The sequence below is a fragment of the Bradyrhizobium sp. USDA 4504 genome, from assembly GCF_054063995.1.
Window position 1 is genome coordinate 5,582,682 of sequence record NZ_JBSSGV010000001.1, and the last position, 17,490, is coordinate 5,600,171.

Annotated in this window: 13 protein-coding genes and 2 pseudogenes; 7 read left to right on the plus strand and 8 right to left on the minus strand. The window is 65.0% G+C overall.

Annotated features, from left to right (window positions below):
- Window positions 1–22: 22 nt before the first annotated feature.
- The 4 genes and pseudogenes from ACVMB1_RS26245 to ACVMB1_RS26260 all read left to right on the plus strand — a co-directional run bounded on the left by ACVMB1_RS26245 (window position 23) and on the right by ACVMB1_RS26260 (window position 4,291).
- Window positions 23–1,381 carry a carbohydrate porin gene (locus ACVMB1_RS26245; RefSeq protein ID WP_076826941.1) on the plus strand — a complete coding sequence of 453 codons (1,359 nt, stop codon included), beginning with the start codon at window positions 23–25 and terminating at the stop codon, window positions 1,379–1,381.
- Window positions 1,382–1,416: 35 nt separating this feature from the next.
- Entirely contained in the window at window positions 1,417–2,181 is a 765-nt protein-coding gene (locus ACVMB1_RS26250; RefSeq protein ID WP_076826940.1) for an ATP-binding cassette domain-containing protein, read from the plus strand.
- Window positions 2,181–3,263 (plus strand): annotated as a pseudogene (locus ACVMB1_RS26255) (ABC transporter permease). Before ACVMB1_RS26250 ends, ACVMB1_RS26255 begins: the two are co-directional and overlap by 1 nt.
- Window positions 3,264–3,359: 96 nt before the next feature.
- Window positions 3,360–4,291: pseudogene (locus ACVMB1_RS26260) on the plus strand (sugar-binding protein).
- 127 nt (window positions 4,292–4,418) lie between these two features.
- Here the strand turns inward: ACVMB1_RS26260 and arcC are convergent.
- The 8 genes from arcC to ACVMB1_RS26300 all read right to left on the minus strand — a co-directional run bounded on the left by arcC (window position 4,419) and on the right by ACVMB1_RS26300 (window position 14,144).
- Entirely contained in the window at window positions 4,419–5,378 is a 960-nt protein-coding gene (gene arcC / locus ACVMB1_RS26265; RefSeq protein WP_076826938.1) for a carbamate kinase, read from the minus strand.
- Window positions 5,362–6,903, minus strand: coding sequence for an acyl-CoA synthetase FdrA (gene fdrA / locus ACVMB1_RS26270; RefSeq protein ID WP_076826936.1), 1,542 nt, complete (start codon window positions 6,901–6,903; stop codon window positions 5,362–5,364). Before fdrA ends, arcC begins: the two co-directional genes overlap by 17 nt.
- A complete protein-coding gene (locus tag ACVMB1_RS26275) occupies window positions 6,900–8,150 on the minus strand; it encodes a YlbE family protein (RefSeq protein ID WP_076826934.1) in 1,251 nt (416 codons plus the stop codon). The genes fdrA and ACVMB1_RS26275 overlap by 4 nt, the downstream gene beginning before the upstream one ends.
- Window positions 8,151–8,160: 10 nt before the next feature.
- Window positions 8,161–8,352 (minus strand): hypothetical protein, encoded by a 192-nt coding sequence (locus ACVMB1_RS26280; RefSeq protein ID WP_076826933.1) that lies wholly within the window; start codon window positions 8,350–8,352, stop codon window positions 8,161–8,163.
- A 103-nt stretch (window positions 8,353–8,455) separates the two neighbouring features.
- Complete coding sequence (locus tag ACVMB1_RS26285) at window positions 8,456–9,457, minus strand: DUF2877 domain-containing protein (protein WP_158074185.1); 1,002 nt, start codon at window positions 9,455–9,457, stop codon at window positions 8,456–8,458.
- 31 nt (window positions 9,458–9,488) lie between these two features.
- A complete protein-coding gene (locus ACVMB1_RS26290; RefSeq protein ID WP_076826931.1) occupies window positions 9,489–12,023 on the minus strand; it encodes a branched-chain amino acid ABC transporter ATP-binding protein/permease in 2,535 nt (844 codons plus the stop codon).
- Complete coding sequence (locus tag ACVMB1_RS26295; RefSeq protein WP_076826929.1) at window positions 12,020–12,895, minus strand: branched-chain amino acid ABC transporter permease; 876 nt, start codon at window positions 12,893–12,895, stop codon at window positions 12,020–12,022. Before ACVMB1_RS26295 ends, ACVMB1_RS26290 begins: the two co-directional genes overlap by 4 nt.
- Window positions 12,896–12,935: 40 nt before the next feature.
- Complete coding sequence (locus ACVMB1_RS26300; protein ID WP_371852122.1) at window positions 12,936–14,144, minus strand: ABC transporter substrate-binding protein; 1,209 nt, start codon at window positions 14,142–14,144, stop codon at window positions 12,936–12,938.
- Window positions 14,145–14,163: 19 nt separating this feature from the next.
- Here ACVMB1_RS26300 and ACVMB1_RS26305 point away from each other — a divergent pair, with 19 nt between their 5' ends.
- The 3 genes from ACVMB1_RS26305 to ACVMB1_RS26315 all read left to right on the plus strand — a co-directional run bounded on the left by ACVMB1_RS26305 (window position 14,164) and on the right by ACVMB1_RS26315 (window position 17,455).
- Window positions 14,164–15,291, plus strand: coding sequence for a polysaccharide deacetylase family protein (locus ACVMB1_RS26305; RefSeq protein WP_141340395.1), 1,128 nt, complete (start codon window positions 14,164–14,166; stop codon window positions 15,289–15,291).
- Between the two features lie 55 nt (window positions 15,292–15,346).
- The gene (locus ACVMB1_RS26310) at window positions 15,347–16,552 is read left to right on the plus strand and encodes an amidohydrolase family protein (protein ID WP_076826928.1); all 1,206 of its coding nucleotides are present in this window, start codon (window positions 15,347–15,349) and stop codon (window positions 16,550–16,552) included.
- A gap of 126 nt (window positions 16,553–16,678) precedes the next feature.
- A complete protein-coding gene (locus tag ACVMB1_RS26315) occupies window positions 16,679–17,455 on the plus strand; it encodes a TetR family transcriptional regulator (protein WP_229189708.1) in 777 nt (258 codons plus the stop codon).
- Window positions 17,456–17,490 lie beyond the last annotated feature (35 nt).

Here is a 17,490-nt window from a genome sequence, read left to right on the forward strand (position 1 = left end):
GGGGACGCTGGGAGTGCAGAAAATGTCACTTAGGTCTGTAAACACCGCGCGGGCGTGCGGCGTGGGGATGGCGTTGGCGTTGTTATCTCTGTTCAGCGGCGGCGGCGCGCATGCGGCCGATCTCATGTCGAAGGCTCCGCCGGTGCCTTACACCGAGACCGATGACTTCTGGACAAGACCATATCTGTTCGGCGATCTCGGCAGGACGCAACTAAAGGAGCGAGGGATCTCGCTGGCCCTGACACTGGGCGACGAAGCCGTCGGCAATTTGTCGGGCGGCAACAGGAACACCGCGACCCAAGCCGGACAGCTTTTCTTTCAGGCCAAGTTCGACATGGCAAAACTTGCCGGCATCCATGGCGGCACGGTTGGCCTCACGCTGGTCGACCGCTTCGGCCGCAACCTGAATGACGAGGCGGGAATTCCGGCGCTGCAGCTGACCAACGAAGTGTTCGGCCGCGGCAGCATTCTTCGCCTGACCGAACTCTACTACTCGCAGAAGCTGTTCGATGATCGCCTTGAGCTCAAGGGCGGCCGTCTTCCGGTCGGCTCCGACTTCTTCTTTGGTCTCTGCGAGTTCATCAACCTGACCTTCTGCGGCGGCCAGCCCGGCAACATCCAGGGTGGCTACATCTACAATTGGCCGGTGAGCCAATGGGCCGGTGTGGTGCACTACAACTTCGCCAAGGAATGGCAGCTCTCGGTCGGCGTCTACGACGCCAACCCGAACTACCTGACGACGTCGGACTCCGCGACTTACTTCCTGCCGGGTGTCCCCGGCTCTAGCCCCGCCTCGGGCGTTCTGGTGCCGGTCGAGGTGGTCTGGGCGCCGAGCGGTCCGTTGAACGGGACCTGGAGATTTGGCGGCTGGTATGACAGCGCATCGACAATTGATGGCGGCCTGCCGGGGATCATTGCGATCTCTCCGGGCACCGGCGGCGTCTCGGACCAGAATCTCGGAGATTCGCGCGGTCGTTATGGCGTCTATGAATCGATCCTGCAGCGGCTGACGGTTGAAGGTCCCAAGGCACAGGGCTGGTACACCTTCCTCAATACGACCGTCGCCGACCACCGCACGTCGTACCAGGATTACCAGATTGCATTCGGCTTCAGGCACACCGGAACGTTCGCCTCGCGCCCGGAGGACGAAGTCGGCTTTGCGGTCGGTACGACCCATGTGAATACCGCTGCGCTCACGCCCAACGCCGGAGGAAACGAAGTTCCGATCGAAGCCTGGTACGGGTGGCAGGCGACGGGCTGGATGAACCTGAAGTTCGACGCCCAGTATGTGATGCATCCTGGCGGGCGCGGGTACAATGCCGCCGGCGTGAAGACCGACAACGCCTGGATTCTCGGTCTGCGCACGCTGGTGCACTTCTGAGCGGAGGTGGCCAGCATGCTTGAGCAAAGCCAGCCATGGTAACCCCTCACGACGCCGGGCTAGCGGTCCTGGAGTTGAAGGGCATCGGCAAGGAGTTCGGCGCCATTCGCGCGTTGCATGGCGTCGACCTCCGCGTGTCGCCCGGCGAGGTGGTCGGCCTGATGGGCGACAACGGCGCCGGCAAGTCGACGCTCGTCAAGATCATTGCCGGCAACTTTCCGCCAAGTCACGGCGAGATCCGCTTTGACGGCAGGGCGGTTCATTTCGCCCGTCCGATCGATGCCCGTGCGGTCGGCATAGAAGTGGTCTACCAGGACCTCGCACTCGCCGACAATCTCACTGCGGCGGCCAATGTCTTCCTCGGCCGCGAGCTCAAGCGCAAGCTTGGTCCATTCGCCTTGCTAGACCACAAGGCGATGGCAGCGCGCGCGCTGCAGCTGTTCGGCGAGCTGCGCTCGGAGACCCGCCCGCACGATCTCGTCAAGCAGATGTCGGGCGGCCAGCGCCAGGCGGTCGCGATCGCGCGGACGCGGCTCTCCAACGCCAGGCTGGTGATGATGGACGAGCCGACTGCCGCGATTTCGGTTCGCCAGGTCGAGCAGGTCCTCGGCCTGATCCATCGCCTGAAGGAACAGGGCGTCGCGGTCATGCTGATCTCGCACCGCATGCCCGACGTGTTCGCTGTCTGCGACCGCGTCGTCGTCATGCGGCGCGGCGAGAAGCGCGCCGACAAGGCGATCGGCGACACCAGCCCCGAGGAAGTCACCTCCCTCATCACGGGAGCGAAGGAGGCTGCGTGATGGCCACGCCCCTGGAATCTCCCCTCACCTTCACCAATGTCGGCAAGGCCAGATGGTGGCGCAGCGGCCTGTTCGCCTCGTAGACCGGCTACGTCCTGCTGGCGCTGGCGGCGCTGTTCGTGCTGATGAACTTCGCCAGCCCCTATTTCCTGACCGCAGGCAACATACAGAATGTGGCGAAGAACTTTTCCTTCATCGCCATCGCCACGCTCGGCATGACCTTCGTCATCATCACGGGCGGCATCGATCTCTCGGTCGGCTCCGTGATGTGCTTTTCAGCGATGACCACCTCAATGGTGATGACGCACGTCTCGACACCGGGCATGCCCGGCGCGGACTGGTTCGTGCATTTAGCCCCTGACGGCAAGACCGTGATTGCCAATATGCCGGGCTTGATTCTGCTCGTCTCGGTTCTGGCGGGGCTCGGCGTCGCGCTGATTGTCGGCCTCGTCAATGGCTTCTGCATCGCGGTGCTTGGACTGTCGCCGTTCGTCACGACGCTCGGCATGCTCTCGATCGTGCGCGGCCTCGGCTACGTCGTCTCCAACGGCCGCGGCAGTTTTCCCGGCGGCCCCGACGCCGAATATTTCTACACGCTTACATCCGGCGTTGTGTTCGGCATGCCGGCGCCGTTCATCTATCTCGTGGTTCTCGCGCTGGCGATGGCGGTCGTGCTGCATCACACTGGTTTCGGCCGCCACGTCTTTGCCGTCGGCGGCAACGAGAAGGCGGCCGCGCTGACCGGCATCTCGGTCGTCCGGGTGAAGATCGAGATCTACGTGATCTGTGCGCTCGCGGCGGGTCTGCAGGGCATCATCGTCTCGGGCTGGCTGGGATCGGCGCCGGCGAACATGGCCACATCCTATGAGCTCAACGTGATTGCGGCCGCTGTCATCGGTGGCGCCAATCTCGCGGGCGGCGCCGGCGGCCCGCTCGGGGCCATTGTCGGCTGCGTGCTGCTCGAGGTGATCCGCAACGGCCTCGTGCTCGCGCAGGTCAACTCGTACTGGCAGCAGACCCTGGTGGGCGTGATCATCATCGCCGCGGTGCTGGTCGATCGTCTCCGCTCGCGCATGGCCTGAAGAGTTCGTCCTGGAGGATCATGGATGTCCGCCTATCCGCCTCCCGGAGCCGCAGATTTGAGCGGATAGGCACGATAAGAAATGTGGAGGGAAACAATGAGAAAGGCACTTCTTGCCGCTGCGGTCCTCGCCATGATGGCAACGCCTGGCCTGGCCCAGAGCTACAGATTCGTGATCGTGCCCAAGGCCATGAACAACCCGTTCTTCGATTTCGCGCGCGACGGCTGCCAGAAACGCGCCAAGGAGCTCGGCAACATCGAATGCATCTACAAGGGTCCTGTCGAGCACGAGCCGGCGACGCAAGCGCAGATCATCCAGGATTTCGTCACTCAAAAGGTGGATGGCCTGGCCATCTCGGTTGCCGACGTTGCCGCGATGACCAAGTCGATCGAGGCGGCAAGTGCAGCCGGCATTCCCGTCATCACCTTCGACTCGGACGCGCCGGGCTCGAAGCGGATTGCCTATATCGGCACCGACAACAAGGAGTTCGGCCTCGCGCTCGGCAAGCAATTGCTGAAGCTGCGGCCTGATGGCGGCAGATACGCGATGATCTCCGGCGGGCCGGGTGCGGAGAACCTAGCCGAGCGGGTCGACGGCGTGCGTGAGGCACTCAAGGGCTCGAAGTGGACCGAGGTCGGGGGCTCGCCGACCTTCTGCAACGACGATCCCGCGCTCGGCGTTCAGCAGATGACCGATCTGCGCACCGCTGCTCCCGACCTTGCAGCCATCATCCCGGTCGGTGGCTGGCCGATGTTCGCGCCCGAAGGCTTCAAGGCGTTCGCCAGCAAGAGCAAGAAGGACATGGACGCCGGCAAGTTCACGCTCGTCGTGGCCGATACCCTCAAGATGCAGCTTGAACTCCTGAACGAGGGTTACGCCAATGCGCTGATCGGCCAGCGCCCGTTCGAAATGGGCGAGAAAGCGATGGACACGCCGCTTGCCATCAAGAAAGGCAGAAGGCGCCGCCGATCATCCACACCGGTCTCGACGTTGTGACAAAGGACAACGTCGCGGCGATGTTGAAATAGGCGCGCAGGCAGCTCGAGCGGAACGGCATGGATTCGGACCTGTGCTCGGGGCCGACCGACATCGGTATCCCGCCGGGCAGATCCCGGCGGCCATCATCAATGGCGCCGCCATCGCATCTGGCGAGCGCTAGGGAACGATGTGGGTCCCGGTCTCGCCGGTCAGCGCGGTCATTGCGCAATTGAGGTGGCTGATGATCGCGCGCTTGCCACCACCTTCGAGAAAGCGGATGGCGGCATCGACCTTGGGTCCCATACTTCCCGGCGGAAAATGGCCCTCGCGATGATAGGCCCTGATCTTCGCCAGGCTGACCTGATCTAGCTCTCTCTTGTCGGGCTTGCCAAAATTGATCGCGACGCGGGGCACCGCGGTCAGGATCAGCAGTTCCTCGATACCAAGCACGTTGGCGATATGGGCCGAGGTCAGATCCTTGTCGATCACTGCCGGCACGCCGGTGCGCACGCCCCGTTCGTCGCGGATCACGGGCATACCGCCGCCGCCGCCTGCGATGACGATGGTGCCGCGCTTGACCAGCGCGTCGACCAGCGAAATGTCGCAGACATGTTTCGGTTTCGGAGACGGCACGACATGGCGCCAGCCACGTCCGGAGTCCTCGCGCATTTTCCAGTTCAACTCGGCGCTGATGCGCTGGGCTTCCTGCTCCGTGAAAAACGGTCCGACGAACTTGGTCGGATTGGCGAAGGCGGGATCGTTGGCGTCGACCTCGACCTGGGTCAGCAGGCTGGCGACGTGCCGGCCGTTGCCATGCGCACGCAAGACGTTCTCAATCGCCTGCATCAGAAGATAGCCGATGCCACCTTGGCTGTGTGCGACGCAGATGTCCATCGACATCGGCGGGATCCGGCTCATCGTCAGCATCTGGCGCATCATGATCTTGCCCACCACCGGCCCGTTGCCGTGGGTGATCACCAGTTCGTTGTCGAGTTCGGCGAGCGGCAGCAGCGCCTCGGCCGTATGCTGGGCGACCGCCTTCTGCTCGTCCGAGGTGCCCCTGATGTCTTCGGGGTGGACGGCATTGCCGCCGATCGCGATCACGAGACGGCGCGGGACCTCATTGAGTGTTCGCATAGCGCGGCATCCTGACGTCGTTGACGGAAAAAGCGAGAGCAAGGTCGCAGGCCTGGGCATTCGACGGCGCCACCACGATGCCGGCGTCCTCGAGCAGCCTGATCTGCGCCGAACGCACTTGGCGATCGAGCTCGGTCCCCGTCACTGACGCAACCAGGACCGGCGCGTCATCCGCGCGGCCCGCCGCGACAGCCGCAAGATGCGCTGCCGGATTGTCATGTGCGCCGTATCCGATCACGAGATCGAGCAGGATGACGGCGACCGCGGGATCGGCCAGCGCCGCCCGCAACGCATCGTCGCGCACCGAGGGATCGATCATCGGATGCGGCCGGCCCTGGGTATATTCGTCGGCCCCGAGGTCGACGATGCGGTCCCTCCCCTGCGCCTCCGGCTCACCGAAATGCGGGACGCCGGGAATAGCGGCGTTTGATGCCACCTTGCGACCGCCCGCGGCAAGGATCACCTGCGCCTCGGCGCAGAGCGTGCCGCCGGCGAACAGCCCTTCGATCCGCTGCGCCGCCTTGCGTCGCGGCGGCAAACGCGCAGCCACGGCGGCAGCGTCGAACTTGCCGCCAATGCTCCGGCCGTTGCCCAGGACTTTTTCGGCCGCTTCCCTCAATGTAGTCGCAAAGCGTGCATTTGGCGGCAGGTCCGCCGCGGCGGCGCCGATGAAGCACACTGTGTAGGGCTTCGAGCTCCGGCCGATCCGGCCAAGCACGGCCCTGGCGACGTCCGGATGCGGCGGCTTGGAGATGAGCACGACGCGATCGGTCTCGGGATCGGCATCGAGGGCGTCGATCGCCATCAATGTCGTGATGCCGCCAATCTCCTTCTTCAAATCCCGTCCGCCGACGCCGATGGCGTGGGAAATTCCTTCGCCCGCCTCGGACAGCAGGCACGACACCTCCTGCGTACCGGTCCCCGATGCGCCGATGATCCCGATCCTCCCACGCTTCAGCCGGTTGGCGAAGGCGAGCGGCGCGCCGCCGATGATCGCCGTGCCGCAGTCCGGTCCCATCATCAAGAGGCCCGCTTCGCGCGCCTGCTGCTTCAGCGACAATTCATCCGCAATCGAGACATTGTCGCTGAACATCAGGACATGAAGTCCGCGGTTCAGCGCCTTGCGCGCTTCTGCCGCGGCGAACTCGCCGGGAACGGAGATCAGGGCGAGGTTGGCGGCGGGTGCGGCCTTGACGGCCGCGGCAATGCTGCGCGGCCGCCACGCCGCTTCGCCCGTGCTGCTCGTCTTGGGGCGATCGAGCGCCTTTTGCGCTTCGGCAAGCGCGACGCGTGCCGCCGCTTCGCTCTCGGCCTTGATCGCGAGGATCAGATCATTGCCCTGCGCGATCACCTCGCCATCGAGCAATCCGGCGTTGCGCAAGATCGCCTGGTTGGACGGCGTGCCCATCATCAGCGCGGCTTCGATGACGCCCGCCGCCGACGCGATCTCGCGCGACAACCGCATCAACGCCACCGAGTCGAGATAGAAGCCCTTGCGAATTTCGTTCAGGACAAACGCGCTCATGACACCCCCAGATCTTCCGCAATGGCGAGAACGGCCTGCCGGAAGCAGGCCATCGGCGCCCGCACCACGCCGGCGCCGACCTGGCCGATGCCGGGCTCGCGATGCGCGATGCCGGTGTTGATGACCGGTGCAAGGCCGGTCTCCACCACCAGGCGAACGTCGATGCCGGTCGGCACGCCGGCAAAGTCGAGCGCAGGGATCGTCCATTCCGGATTCTGCCCGACGGTGATTTCACTCATTGCCCGCGTGAAATTGCCCGCCGACGACGGCGCCCCGGCGCCGATGAATCCGGCAACTGCCGGAGCTGCTGCCATCGCGAAGCCACCAAGCCCGACCGTCTCGACGATCGCGGAGTCGCCCATGTCGGGATTGGCATCCTTGCGCGAATAGCCCGGGAAATAGAGCCCTTCCGGCATTTCCACCGGCGCCGTGAACCAGCGATCGCCCAATCCGCTGACGCGGACCCCGAAGTCGGTTCCGTTGCGGCACATCGCGGTCACCACCGTCGAACCGCGAATCCCGCTGGCGGGATCGGTCAGCGCTTTGCCCATCGCCATCGCGATGTTGAGAAAGAACTGATCGTTCTGCGCGATGAAGCCAATGCAACTTGCGAGAACCTCGTTGTCCGTCGAGGTGCGCGCCAGCGCCGACCCGATCTCGCGCAGGAACACGCTGGAGCAGGCCAGGTTGCGCTGGTGCATTTCATCGCCCATCGAGAGTCCGCGCGCGATGATCGCCTTCAGGTCGATCCCGCCATGCGCGCGGATCGCCCTGGCCAGCACCGGCCCGAATACATCACGCAGCCAGCCGAGGCGGGCCAGCACGCTATCGTCATTGCCGCCGAAGCGCATAACCTTGCCAAGGCCCTCGTTGATGGCGCAGTAGGCGCGGTTGCCATATTTGATGTTCTCGACGACGAACACCGGCATGGAGACCGTGGTCATGCCGGTCATCGGACCGACCGCGCCGAAATGATGGTTGGGGTGGAAGGCGACGCCGCCGCCGGCCGCGAGTTCGAAGGCGGCTTCAAGATCCGGAGCCCAGCCTTCGAACACGATGGCGCCTGCCACCGCGCCACGCATCGGACCGCACATTCGGTCCCAGGTGATCGGCGGCCCGGCATGAAGGATCATGCGTTCCTTCAACCCTTCCAGCACGTCGCGTGCCGGAACGATATCGATCAGCCTGGGCTCACCCTCGAGGATGCGGGCCAGCGCCTGCTTGTTGGCGTCTTCGATCAGCTTCATGGCCGCGCTCTCACGTACCGAGCTTGGCGAGCAGTGCCGCCATTTCGGGATCGCCGTCGGCGGGCGGCGTCCAGTCGACCTGCACGACCTCGACATCGCAGTCCCGCAAGTCCTTCACAAAGCCTGCCAGCCCGACGTTCACCACGCTTGGCTTGCTCATCAACAAACGCCCGCTCGGCGTCCCTTCCTGCTTGGTCACCACTTGCGGCCTCCCGAGATCCGATGCATCGATCTTAGTAAGAAAATTTTTACTTTGTCAAACACGCGCGACCAGTCGTCCAATTCCCGTCGCGGCGCATGATCGTCTAGGCCCCTGCGATTGATCGCGTCGGCGGGCCGTTGCCGGTGAGGCCGGCATGATGCAGCGCGCTGTCGTTGAGCAGCCGGCACTCGATCGCGCGCAACACCATCAGCGCACCTGCAAACGCATCCAGTCCAGAGCTTTGCCCGATCCGCGACAGCGCCGCGACCGCGGACTTGATACGATCGACCCGTCCGCCAATCGTCGCGTCGATGGCTTCATGGAGCGCCGCCGCCGCGAAGCCGAGCACGGCACTGTGCAGGTGGGCGGCACTGATCTGATTGGTCCGGCCGAGATGCGCGCGACAGGTCTTCCACAGCGCGTCGCGCGTCGCGAGACGGCCGAGGTTGGCGAGCGCGACCAGCGCGCCGCCGATCAAGTCGTCGCCGGATGGCGTGAGCCCGGGACCAAGTCCGATCAATTCGACGATCTCCGGGTAGTCACGCGGTACGCATCGCTCTCCGCGAAGCCCGGCCTCGATCAATTGCTTGAGCGCGGCGAGCGCCGGCGCCGCGGCAGCGAGCACCCGCGACGGCCTTGTGGGCGGCTCCGCGCCACCCGAGGCGGCCAGCCCCTGCTCGACCGGCAAGCGACGCCAGACCTGATCGACCATCGCAAGCCCTGCCCGCAAACTGTCGAGCGTCCATTCCGGCGAAGGCGGCGGCGCCCATACGGAGGCCGTCTCGAAACCGGCAAACCGCATACCGTCGACGAGCAGCATCGTGTCGACGATCGCAACCTCTTGTCCGGGAACGAGCAGCCGCGGCTCGATCCCGGTGCACCGAAGATGCAGCGGGCCGGAGCCGAGGTCTTTGACACCGATGCAGATCCAGCAATCGTCGAGCACCGCATAAAGGCTGCGCTCGAACACCGCCGCAATACGGCCGCGCCGTCCGCTGCGCAGCGCGCGGCGCGCAAGCACGCCGACCTCGATTACGGCACCGCCGTCGAATCGTTCAGACACGGGCGCGCCGGGCAGGTCGCGAAACGTATTGCCTAGCCGCATCACACCGATCTCCTGCTGCGCAACCATGGCGTCAGGACGTGAGCACGGCGGTTCGCGGCACGCTACTCCCGTGGGCCTCTCCGCCGAGATAGGCGGCTTCAAGCGAGGGATCCTCCGCGATGATTTCGGCCGCACCGCTCTTCAGGATGGTGCCGGTCTCAAGCAGATAGGCCCTGTCGGCAAGCGCAAGGGCTTGCCCGGCCATCTGGTCGACCACGATCAGGGTCATCCCCTCGACGCGAAGCTGCTCGAACGAGGCGAACAACTCGTCGACGACAAGCGGCGCCAGTCCAAGCGACGGCTCGTCAAGCATGAAGACCTTGGGCGCGGTCAGGAGCCCACGCGCGACTGCGAGCATCTGCTGCTCGCCGCCCGACAAAAGGCCCGCGCGATGGTTGATACGCTCCTTCAGGCGCGGAAAGCGGGCAAACATCGCGTCGATCTCCGCGTCGAGTTCGAGACCCTTGCGTGCGAAAGCGCCGAGCTGCAAGTTCTGCCGCACCGTCAGCTCGGGAAACACCTGCCGTCCTTCGGGTACCAGCACGATGCCGGCCCTGGCGCGGATATGCGCCGGCATCTTGTCGACGCGGGCGCCGGACAGCCGGATCTCGCCGACCGACCGCGGTGGTTCGAGACCGGCAATCGAGCGCATCAGGGTGGTTTTGCCCGCTCCATTGGCGCCGAGTACGGCGATGGCCTCGCCGGGCGCGACGGCAAGGTCGATCCCACCGAGCGCCCGCGACAGGCCATAGAAGGCATCGAGCGTGCGGACTTCGAGCGCCGTGCCTTGTTTTGCCGGGCGCGGCGCGCGGCGCCGCTCACCCGACGGCGCATCGCCGAGATAGGCCTTGCGGACCAGCGGATCGTTGCGGATCGCCGCCGCATCGCCGATCGCGATGCGCTTGCCGCCATCGAGAACGACGATGAGGTCGCTTAGCGACATGATCATCGGCATGTCGTGCTCGACGATGATGACCGCGATCCCGGTCTCCGCGATGCGACGGAGCAGAACCGTCAGCCGCTGCTTGTCGCCCTTCGAAAGACCCGCGGCCGGCTCGTCGAGCAACAGGACCTTCGGACGCAAGGCGAGCGCCCTCGCGATCTCGACCAGTCGCTTCTCACCATGGGGCAGCGCGTCCGCGCGTCTGCTCAAATCGCCGTCGACACCCGCAAAGCGCAACAGCGACCGTGCAAGGCGCTCCTGCGCGTCATTGTGCAGCGCCGACACGATGTTACCGAGCTTGCCGGCCGTCGCCGCCAGCAGGACATTCTCGATGATCGAGAGCGAGCCGAAGAGCTGCGTCGTCTGGAACGTTCGCGCCACTCCGACACGCGCAAGCTGGTGCGACGGCAAGCCGGTGACGTCGCGGTCGCCAAGCTTCACAGTGCCGGATTTCGGGCGGTAGAAGCCGCAAAGCAGATTCAGCGCGCTGGTTTTCCCCGCACCATTTGGGCCGATGACGCTGATTACCGTGCCGGGTTCGGCGGTAAACGAGACGTCCTGCACGGCGCGGACACCGCCGAACGAGATCGAGAGGTTTGCGACGTCAAGACGCGACGCGCTGCTGGTTCCGATGCTGAGGTCGGCGACCGGCTCGACGGCCCCCGCGCCCGTATCGGCCTTCGATCCCGCCGGCAGGAACCTTGCAGCGAATTGCTCGATCAGCCCCATGATGCCCGAGGGCGCGACCCGCAGCACGGCGAAGAGCAACACGCCAAAGGCAAGCAGACGATACTCCGCGAGATCGGACAGCATTTCCGGCAGCAGCACGACGAGCGCCGCCCCGATCACCGGCCCCAGCGCCGAGCCGGCGCCGCCGACCATGACGCCGAACAGCAGCAGGATCGATTGCAGAAAGGGGAACGAACTTGGACTGATATAGCCCTGGAGGGGCGCAAATAGCGCCCCCGCCAACGCCATCGCTGCCGCCGAGATGATGAACGCCACGGTGCGGACCCGCACGAGATCAATGCCGATCGAGCGCGTCGCAACCTCGGTGTCGCGGGCGGCACGCATGGCGTAGCCCCAGCCGCTGCGCTTCAAGCGCTCGAACAGGATGAGGCCGGCGAACACCAACACGACGCCCGCGATCGCCAAATGCCGCTCCGACAGCGGAAAGCCGAACACCTGCGGCGGCGCGGTCAGGATCAGGCCGTTGCCGCCGCCCGTGAGGTCGCGCCACTCGATCGTGCCGTGCTCGACGATGAAGCCGAAGGCGATTGTCACCATCGCGAGATATGGACCTCGCACACGCAAGGCCGGCATGGCGAGCAGGCCACCGACGACGCTGACAAGAGCAATCGCTGCAGCCGTCGCCGCAAGATAGGGCAACCCTGCCTTCTCCATCAGGAGCACGGTCGTATAGGCCCCGATCGCCATGAAACCGATGTGGCCGAGCGAGATCTGCCCTGCGAGACCGAGCAGCACGTTAAGGCCGATGCAGGCGATCGCCGTCAGCGAGATGGTCGCGACCAGGAATACGCCGTAGCTGTCGGCAACGGCGGCATAGAGGATGGCGGCCGCGAGTGCCGCGACGGCGGCGAGAACGGAGACGCGAGAGGTCATACCTTTTTCACTCCGGCTCGGCCGAGCAGCCCGTGGGGGAGGACGACAAGAATCGCGATCACCGAGGCGAATGTGATGATCTGGGTGTAGACCGACCCCAGATAGTTGGTCGCGAACACCTCGATCAGGCCGAGGCAGAGCCCGGCCAGCATCACGCCCCAGGCGCTGCCGAGACCGCCGATGATCGCCGCCGCGAAGGCCTTGATGCCGAACAGCGTGCCCATTTCCGAGGACACGTTGAACAGGGGCGCGATCAGCAGCGCCGCAACCCCGGCCAGCATCGCCGAGACCGCGTAGCTTGCCGCGATGGCGCCGCTGACGTTGATGCCCATCAGACGCGCGGCGTTCGGGTTCTGGACCACCGCGAGCATGGCGACTCCGTGACGCGTCCTGCGACTGAGCAGATGAAGTGCCAGCGCCAGCAGCAATCCGACCACGGGAATCAGGAGTTGCAACGGATAGACGCCCGCGCCCTCGACGATCTGGATCGGCTTGGCCGCCAGGACGGACGGAAAGCTGCGCGGCTCCTTGCCGAAGACGAACATCATCACATTGTCGACGATGATGCCGACCGCAACGGTCGCCATCAGCCAGTTGTCGGAGCCGCGCTGCACGAATGGCCGAACCGCAAAGCGCTCAATCAGCAGGCCATAGACCGCGCAGACGAGCAGAACGGCGGGAATGCCGGCCGCCGCCGGCCAGCCCCACAGCACGAGGAAGAAGTAGCCGGCAACGGCTCCCAGGGTCATCGAGCTGCCCTGGGAGAAATTGACCGTGCCGGAGACGGCGTAGGTAACGTGGAAGCCAAGCGCAAGCAGCCCGTACATGCTCCCAAGCGCCAGTCCTGTTATCACCGCGGGAAGAAATGACATCGATGACCACCCTGCTTGTTTGTCGGACGATCTCGCGCGGTCAGTTCCGTGCGAACGGCATGATGTGGTTGTCCTCGAACCGCGCCCAGATGTAGTCGCCCGCCGTCAGCGCATCGTGCTTGTCCTGCGCGAACGGCTTCTCGTAGGTCTTGATCAAGCCATCCACGCGATCGATGGCGTAGAAGCCGTCACGGACGGCGGTCGGTTCGGTGCCACCGGCCTTTTCGATCGCTCGCGCAATGACCAGGATGGAGTCGTAGGCGTTGGCCACGCCAACCGCCGGCGTCACGTCCGCAGGCCCCTTGATGTCCGAATACTTCGCCTGAAGGGCCGACATCACCCGCTTGCCGACCGGCGACAAGTTCCCGAAGAAGCTGTAGGTCTGGACGAAGATCACGTTCTCCGCGCTCGGCCCGGCGAGCTCGGTGAAGCGGCCGCCGGCCGGCCCCCAATGCGAGACGATCGGCGGCGCCCAGCCCATACGGTCGAGCGATTTCACCACCTGGGAGGACGGTCCGACGTTGCCGACCAGGTAGAGCGTATCGGCGCCCGCCTGCTTCAGCCGCGACAGCTGGGAAACGACATCGACGTCGTTGCCTTCAAACTTCTCGACGCCGGCAGGCTCGATTCCTGCGGCCTTCAATGCCGCCTTCAGGCCATGCTCGTTCGACTCGCCCCAGGGATTATTGACCAGGATGAGCCCGGGCTTCTTCGCATTGTACGTCTTGCGCGAGAACTGGACGATCGCCTTATCGACCTCATCGTCCATGGCCGAGACGCGGAACACGTAGTTGGACGGGGCGCCGTTCCGCGTGATGTTGGTCCCGGCGGCCCATGGCACCACGAACGGCACCTTGACGTTGTTGACGAACGGCACGATGGCGAGCTCGACCGGCGTGTCGAGGCCGCCGACCAGGACCGCGACCTTCTCGCGCTGAATCAACTCGCGCGCCGCGATCAGCCCTTTGGCCGGATTGCTCTCGTCGTCGCGGCGGACGAGCTCGAGCGGACGTCCGAGCACGCCGCCCTTCGCATTGATTTCCTCGATGGCGATCGTCGCTCCGCGGGTGAGCGCCTCGCCGGCGCGCGCCGACTGTCCCGACAGGGCGGTCACCAGGCCGATCTTGATCGGTTCGGCCGCGCGCGCGCCGAACGCGAACGGCAACGCGGCCAGCAGGATCGTCGCAGCGGCGTGCCAAGCCGGCCAACGACGCGCAGGTCCGGACGAAACTATGCTCCTGAAGTTCATGTTCGGTGTTCCTCCGCTGATGGCGGCCTCGGCATCGAAGCCGCCAGTTCCTCCGCTGCCGCTTATGCGCGGACTTGACGGAAGTAAAAACTTTCTTCAAAAATATTCCGATGTCAAGCGAGCGATCAACCGCGCGGGGAAGATTCCGATGGACCCAAGGAATGTCGAGGCCGGCGACGTGTTGATCTCGATCGCGGAAGATGGCGACCGCCTGTCGCGCAGGGAAGCCGTGCTGCGCTCGGATTCTGTCGGACCGGTCCTCGCCGCTCACGGACGCTATCGCTACAGCGCGATCGGGCAACGCCCGGATTTCAATTGGCCGCAAGGGCGGCGGCTTGCCGTCTACGTCGGTCTCAACCTCGAGCATTTCGCATTCGGCGACGGGCTCGGTGCCGAGCTCTGCCCCGGCGGTCCGCATCCGGACGTCCTCAACTATGCCTGGCGCGACTATGGCAACCGTGTCGGCGTGTGGCGCCTGATCGAGCTGTTCGACGAGCTGAAGCTGCCGCTGTCGGTGCTCGCAAACAGCAGCATCTATCACTACTGCCCTGAAGTCATGGAGGCATTTCGCGCCCGCGGCGACGAAATTGTCGGTCACGGCCGCACCAATTCCGAGCGCCAGGGTGTACTTGCGCCCGACGAGGAGCGGCAATTGATCGCGGAAGCGACCGATGTCATCGCGCGAGCCGAAGGGCGGCCGCCGCGCGGCTGGCTGGGGCCCTGGATTTCGCAATCACAGGTCACGCCCGATCTGCTGGCCGAAGCAGGCTACGAGTACCTGCTCGACTGGTGCATGGACGATCAGCCGGTGTGGTTCTCGACGCGGAACGGCGGCCGCATCCTTTCAGTGCCTTATCCGCAGGAGTTGAACGATATCCCTTCGATCGTCGGTCGCAAGGACTCCGGCGAGCAGTTCGCCGCCATGATCACCGAGACGTTCGAGGAGATGCTGGCACAGTCGAAAAGGCAATCGCTCGTCATGGGAATTGCGTTGCACCCCTATCTGGTCGGCCAGCCGCACCGCCTGCGTCCGCTGCGGCGCGACCTGCAGACAATCCTGGCGCGGCGTGACGAGATCTGGATCACCACCGCCGGAGGTATAGCCGCATTCTCGCGCGCGCTGCCCGATGGCATCGTCCCAACATGATGAAAACGAATCGGGCCCCGATCGCCTCGCCATTGCGACGAACCGGAGACGACCAGTGAGCACTGCCGACACGCTGTTTCGAAACGCCCGATTGGTCGATGGGCGCACCGTCGATATCGCCGTGCGCGATGGCCGCATCACCTCGATCGCGTCGCAATCGCCGGTCGCGGCCGGCGAAACCCTTGATCTGGCCGGACGCCTGGTGTTGCCGGGGCTGGTCGATGGTCATATCCACCTCGACAAGGGCTTCGTCGGCGACGATTGGAAGTCCCACCGCCCCTGCACCGCCGGTTTCAGCGTGCGCGAGCGCGTCAAGTTCGAGAAGGAGGCGCTTGCCGGCGCGAGGCCGATTGCGGTGCGGGCGGCCGCGCTGATCGACCTCTGCGTCGCGCAGGGCACGACCTGGATGCGCAGCCACGTCGATATCGACCTTCAGGTCGGGTTGCGCAATCTCGAGCAGGTCATGGCGGCGCGTGACGCGCACCGCGACAAGATGTCGGTCCAGATCGTCGCCTTTCCGCAAAGCGGCATCGTGACGTCGCCGGGCGTGGCCGGATTGCTCGACGAGGCGGTTCGCGCCGGCGCGGACCTGGTCGGCGGCCTCGATCCGGCGGGTTACGATGCCGACATCGACGGGCATCTCGACGTCATCTTCGGCATTGCCGATCGGCGCGGGGTCGGCATCGACATTCACCTGCATGACGGCGGCTTGCTCGGTATTTTCGAGATCGAGAACATTGCACGTCGGACCAAGGCCCTCGGGCTCGGCGGCAAGGTCACGATGAGCCATGCCTATGCTCTCGGCGAGGTGCCGCGAGACGTGGTTCAGCGCACCGCGCAGCTGCTCGCCGAGGCCGGGGTCGCGATTTTGACCAACGCGCCCGGAGCGCATGCGTTTCCGCCGGTGTTGCTGCTGCGCGATGCCGGCGTCAATATATTCGCCGGCAATGACAACATCCGCGATTCCTGGTGGCCCTACGGCGACGGCGACCTCCTGGAGCGCGCCATGATCGTCGGCTACCGCTCCGGCTTCAGCACCGATGCCGACCTGGCGGCGGCCTTCGACATGGTGACCACCAACGCCGCGCAGGCACTCGGCCTCCCGGACTATGGGGTGGCCGAGGGCGCGGCGGCGGACTTCGTCGTGATCGACGCGCAGCACGTGCAAGAGGCCGTGGTGGCCCGGCCCAGGCCGCGCGACGTCTACAAGAATGGGCGCCTCGTCGCGCATGGCGGCACGGTCGTGACGTTGGCGCGTTGATGTGGATGTGGAGACCGGAACATCGGGAAGGTTACCCCTTGACGAGCCACCGCAATAGCGATCTCAATCCCGCGAGCCTGCACGGCAGGGCCCCGCATCCCGTTGAACATGATGGGCGGGGGCATATTGTCCGCGCTGGGCTCGTACAACCTGAGAAAAGCTTGTCCCGTGACTGAAACGACAGCATCGACCAGCCCGGCCCGCAGCGCCACACGCGGCAGACGGGCACGCGATTCCGCGTTGACCAAGGAAGCGATCCTGCACGCGGCGACGTTCGAATTCTGCCGCAACGGCATTGGCGGAGCTCGGGTTGAAGCCATCGCGAAACGCGCCAAAGCCAACATGCGGTTGCTGTACGCCTATTTCGGCGACAAGAACGGCCTTTATCTCGCCGTGCTCGAGCACGTCTACACCGAGATCCGCGCGGCCGAACAGCAACTCAAGCTCGACGACCTCGATCCGGTCGCGGCCATGCGCGAGCTGATCAACTTCACGTTCACCTTTTTCGGAGCGCACCAGAACTATATCGCCCTGATCAACAATGAGAACCTGCAGCGTGGGCGTAACCTGCGCAAATCGCGCAAGATCGCCGACCTCACGCTACCCTTGGTCGCGAGCATCGAAAATATCCTTCGCCGGGGCCTTGCGGTCGGGCCGTTCCGCAGCGACGTCGATCCGGTTCAGCTCTACGTCACGATCACGGCCATGAGCTATTTTCATGTCTCCAACCGCTACACGCTGTCGGCGATGTTCGACAAGGATCTGGGAGAGCCGGACTGGCTGGAGAAACGTCGCCACCACGCGCTGGACGTGATCATGACCTGGTTGACGGCGACGGCGGCCGCAAGCGAGGGAAAACGGAAATCGTCCGCAGCCAGAACACCGGCCGGCGCCGCACGCTAGCTCGCGCGCGGCAAATTCCGAACAGTCTGCGGGTG

Bases quoted from the DNA above. Each gene is read 5' to 3' on its own strand.
- ACVMB1_RS26245 (WP_076826941.1), top strand. From the start codon at position 23: ATGTCACTTAGGTCTGTAAACACCGCGCGGGCGTGCGGCGTGGGGATG.
- ACVMB1_RS26250 (WP_076826940.1), top strand. From the start codon at position 1,417: ATGGTAACCCCTCACGACGCCGGGCTAGCGGTCCTGGAGTTGAAGGGC.
- arcC (WP_076826938.1), bottom strand. From the start codon at position 5,378: ATGCGAACACTCAATGAGGTCCCGCGCCGTCTCGTGATCGCGATCGGC.
- fdrA (WP_076826936.1), bottom strand. From the start codon at position 6,903: ATGAGCGCGTTTGTCCTGAACGAAATTCGCAAGGGCTTCTATCTCGAC.
- ACVMB1_RS26275 (WP_076826934.1), bottom strand. From the start codon at position 8,150: ATGAAGCTGATCGAAGACGCCAACAAGCAGGCGCTGGCCCGCATCCTC.
- ACVMB1_RS26285 (WP_158074185.1), bottom strand. From the start codon at position 9,457: ATGCGGCTAGGCAATACGTTTCGCGACCTGCCCGGCGCGCCCGTGTCT.
- ACVMB1_RS26290 (WP_076826931.1), bottom strand. From the start codon at position 12,023: ATGACCTCTCGCGTCTCCGTTCTCGCCGCCGTCGCGGCACTCGCGGCC.
- ACVMB1_RS26295 (WP_076826929.1), bottom strand. From the start codon at position 12,895: ATGTCATTTCTTCCCGCGGTGATAACAGGACTGGCGCTTGGGAGCATG.
- ACVMB1_RS26300 (WP_371852122.1), bottom strand. From the start codon at position 14,144: ATGAACTTCAGGAGCATAGTTTCGTCCGGACCTGCGCGTCGTTGGCCG.
- ACVMB1_RS26305 (WP_141340395.1), top strand. From the start codon at position 14,164: ATGGCGGCCTCGGCATCGAAGCCGCCAGTTCCTCCGCTGCCGCTTATG.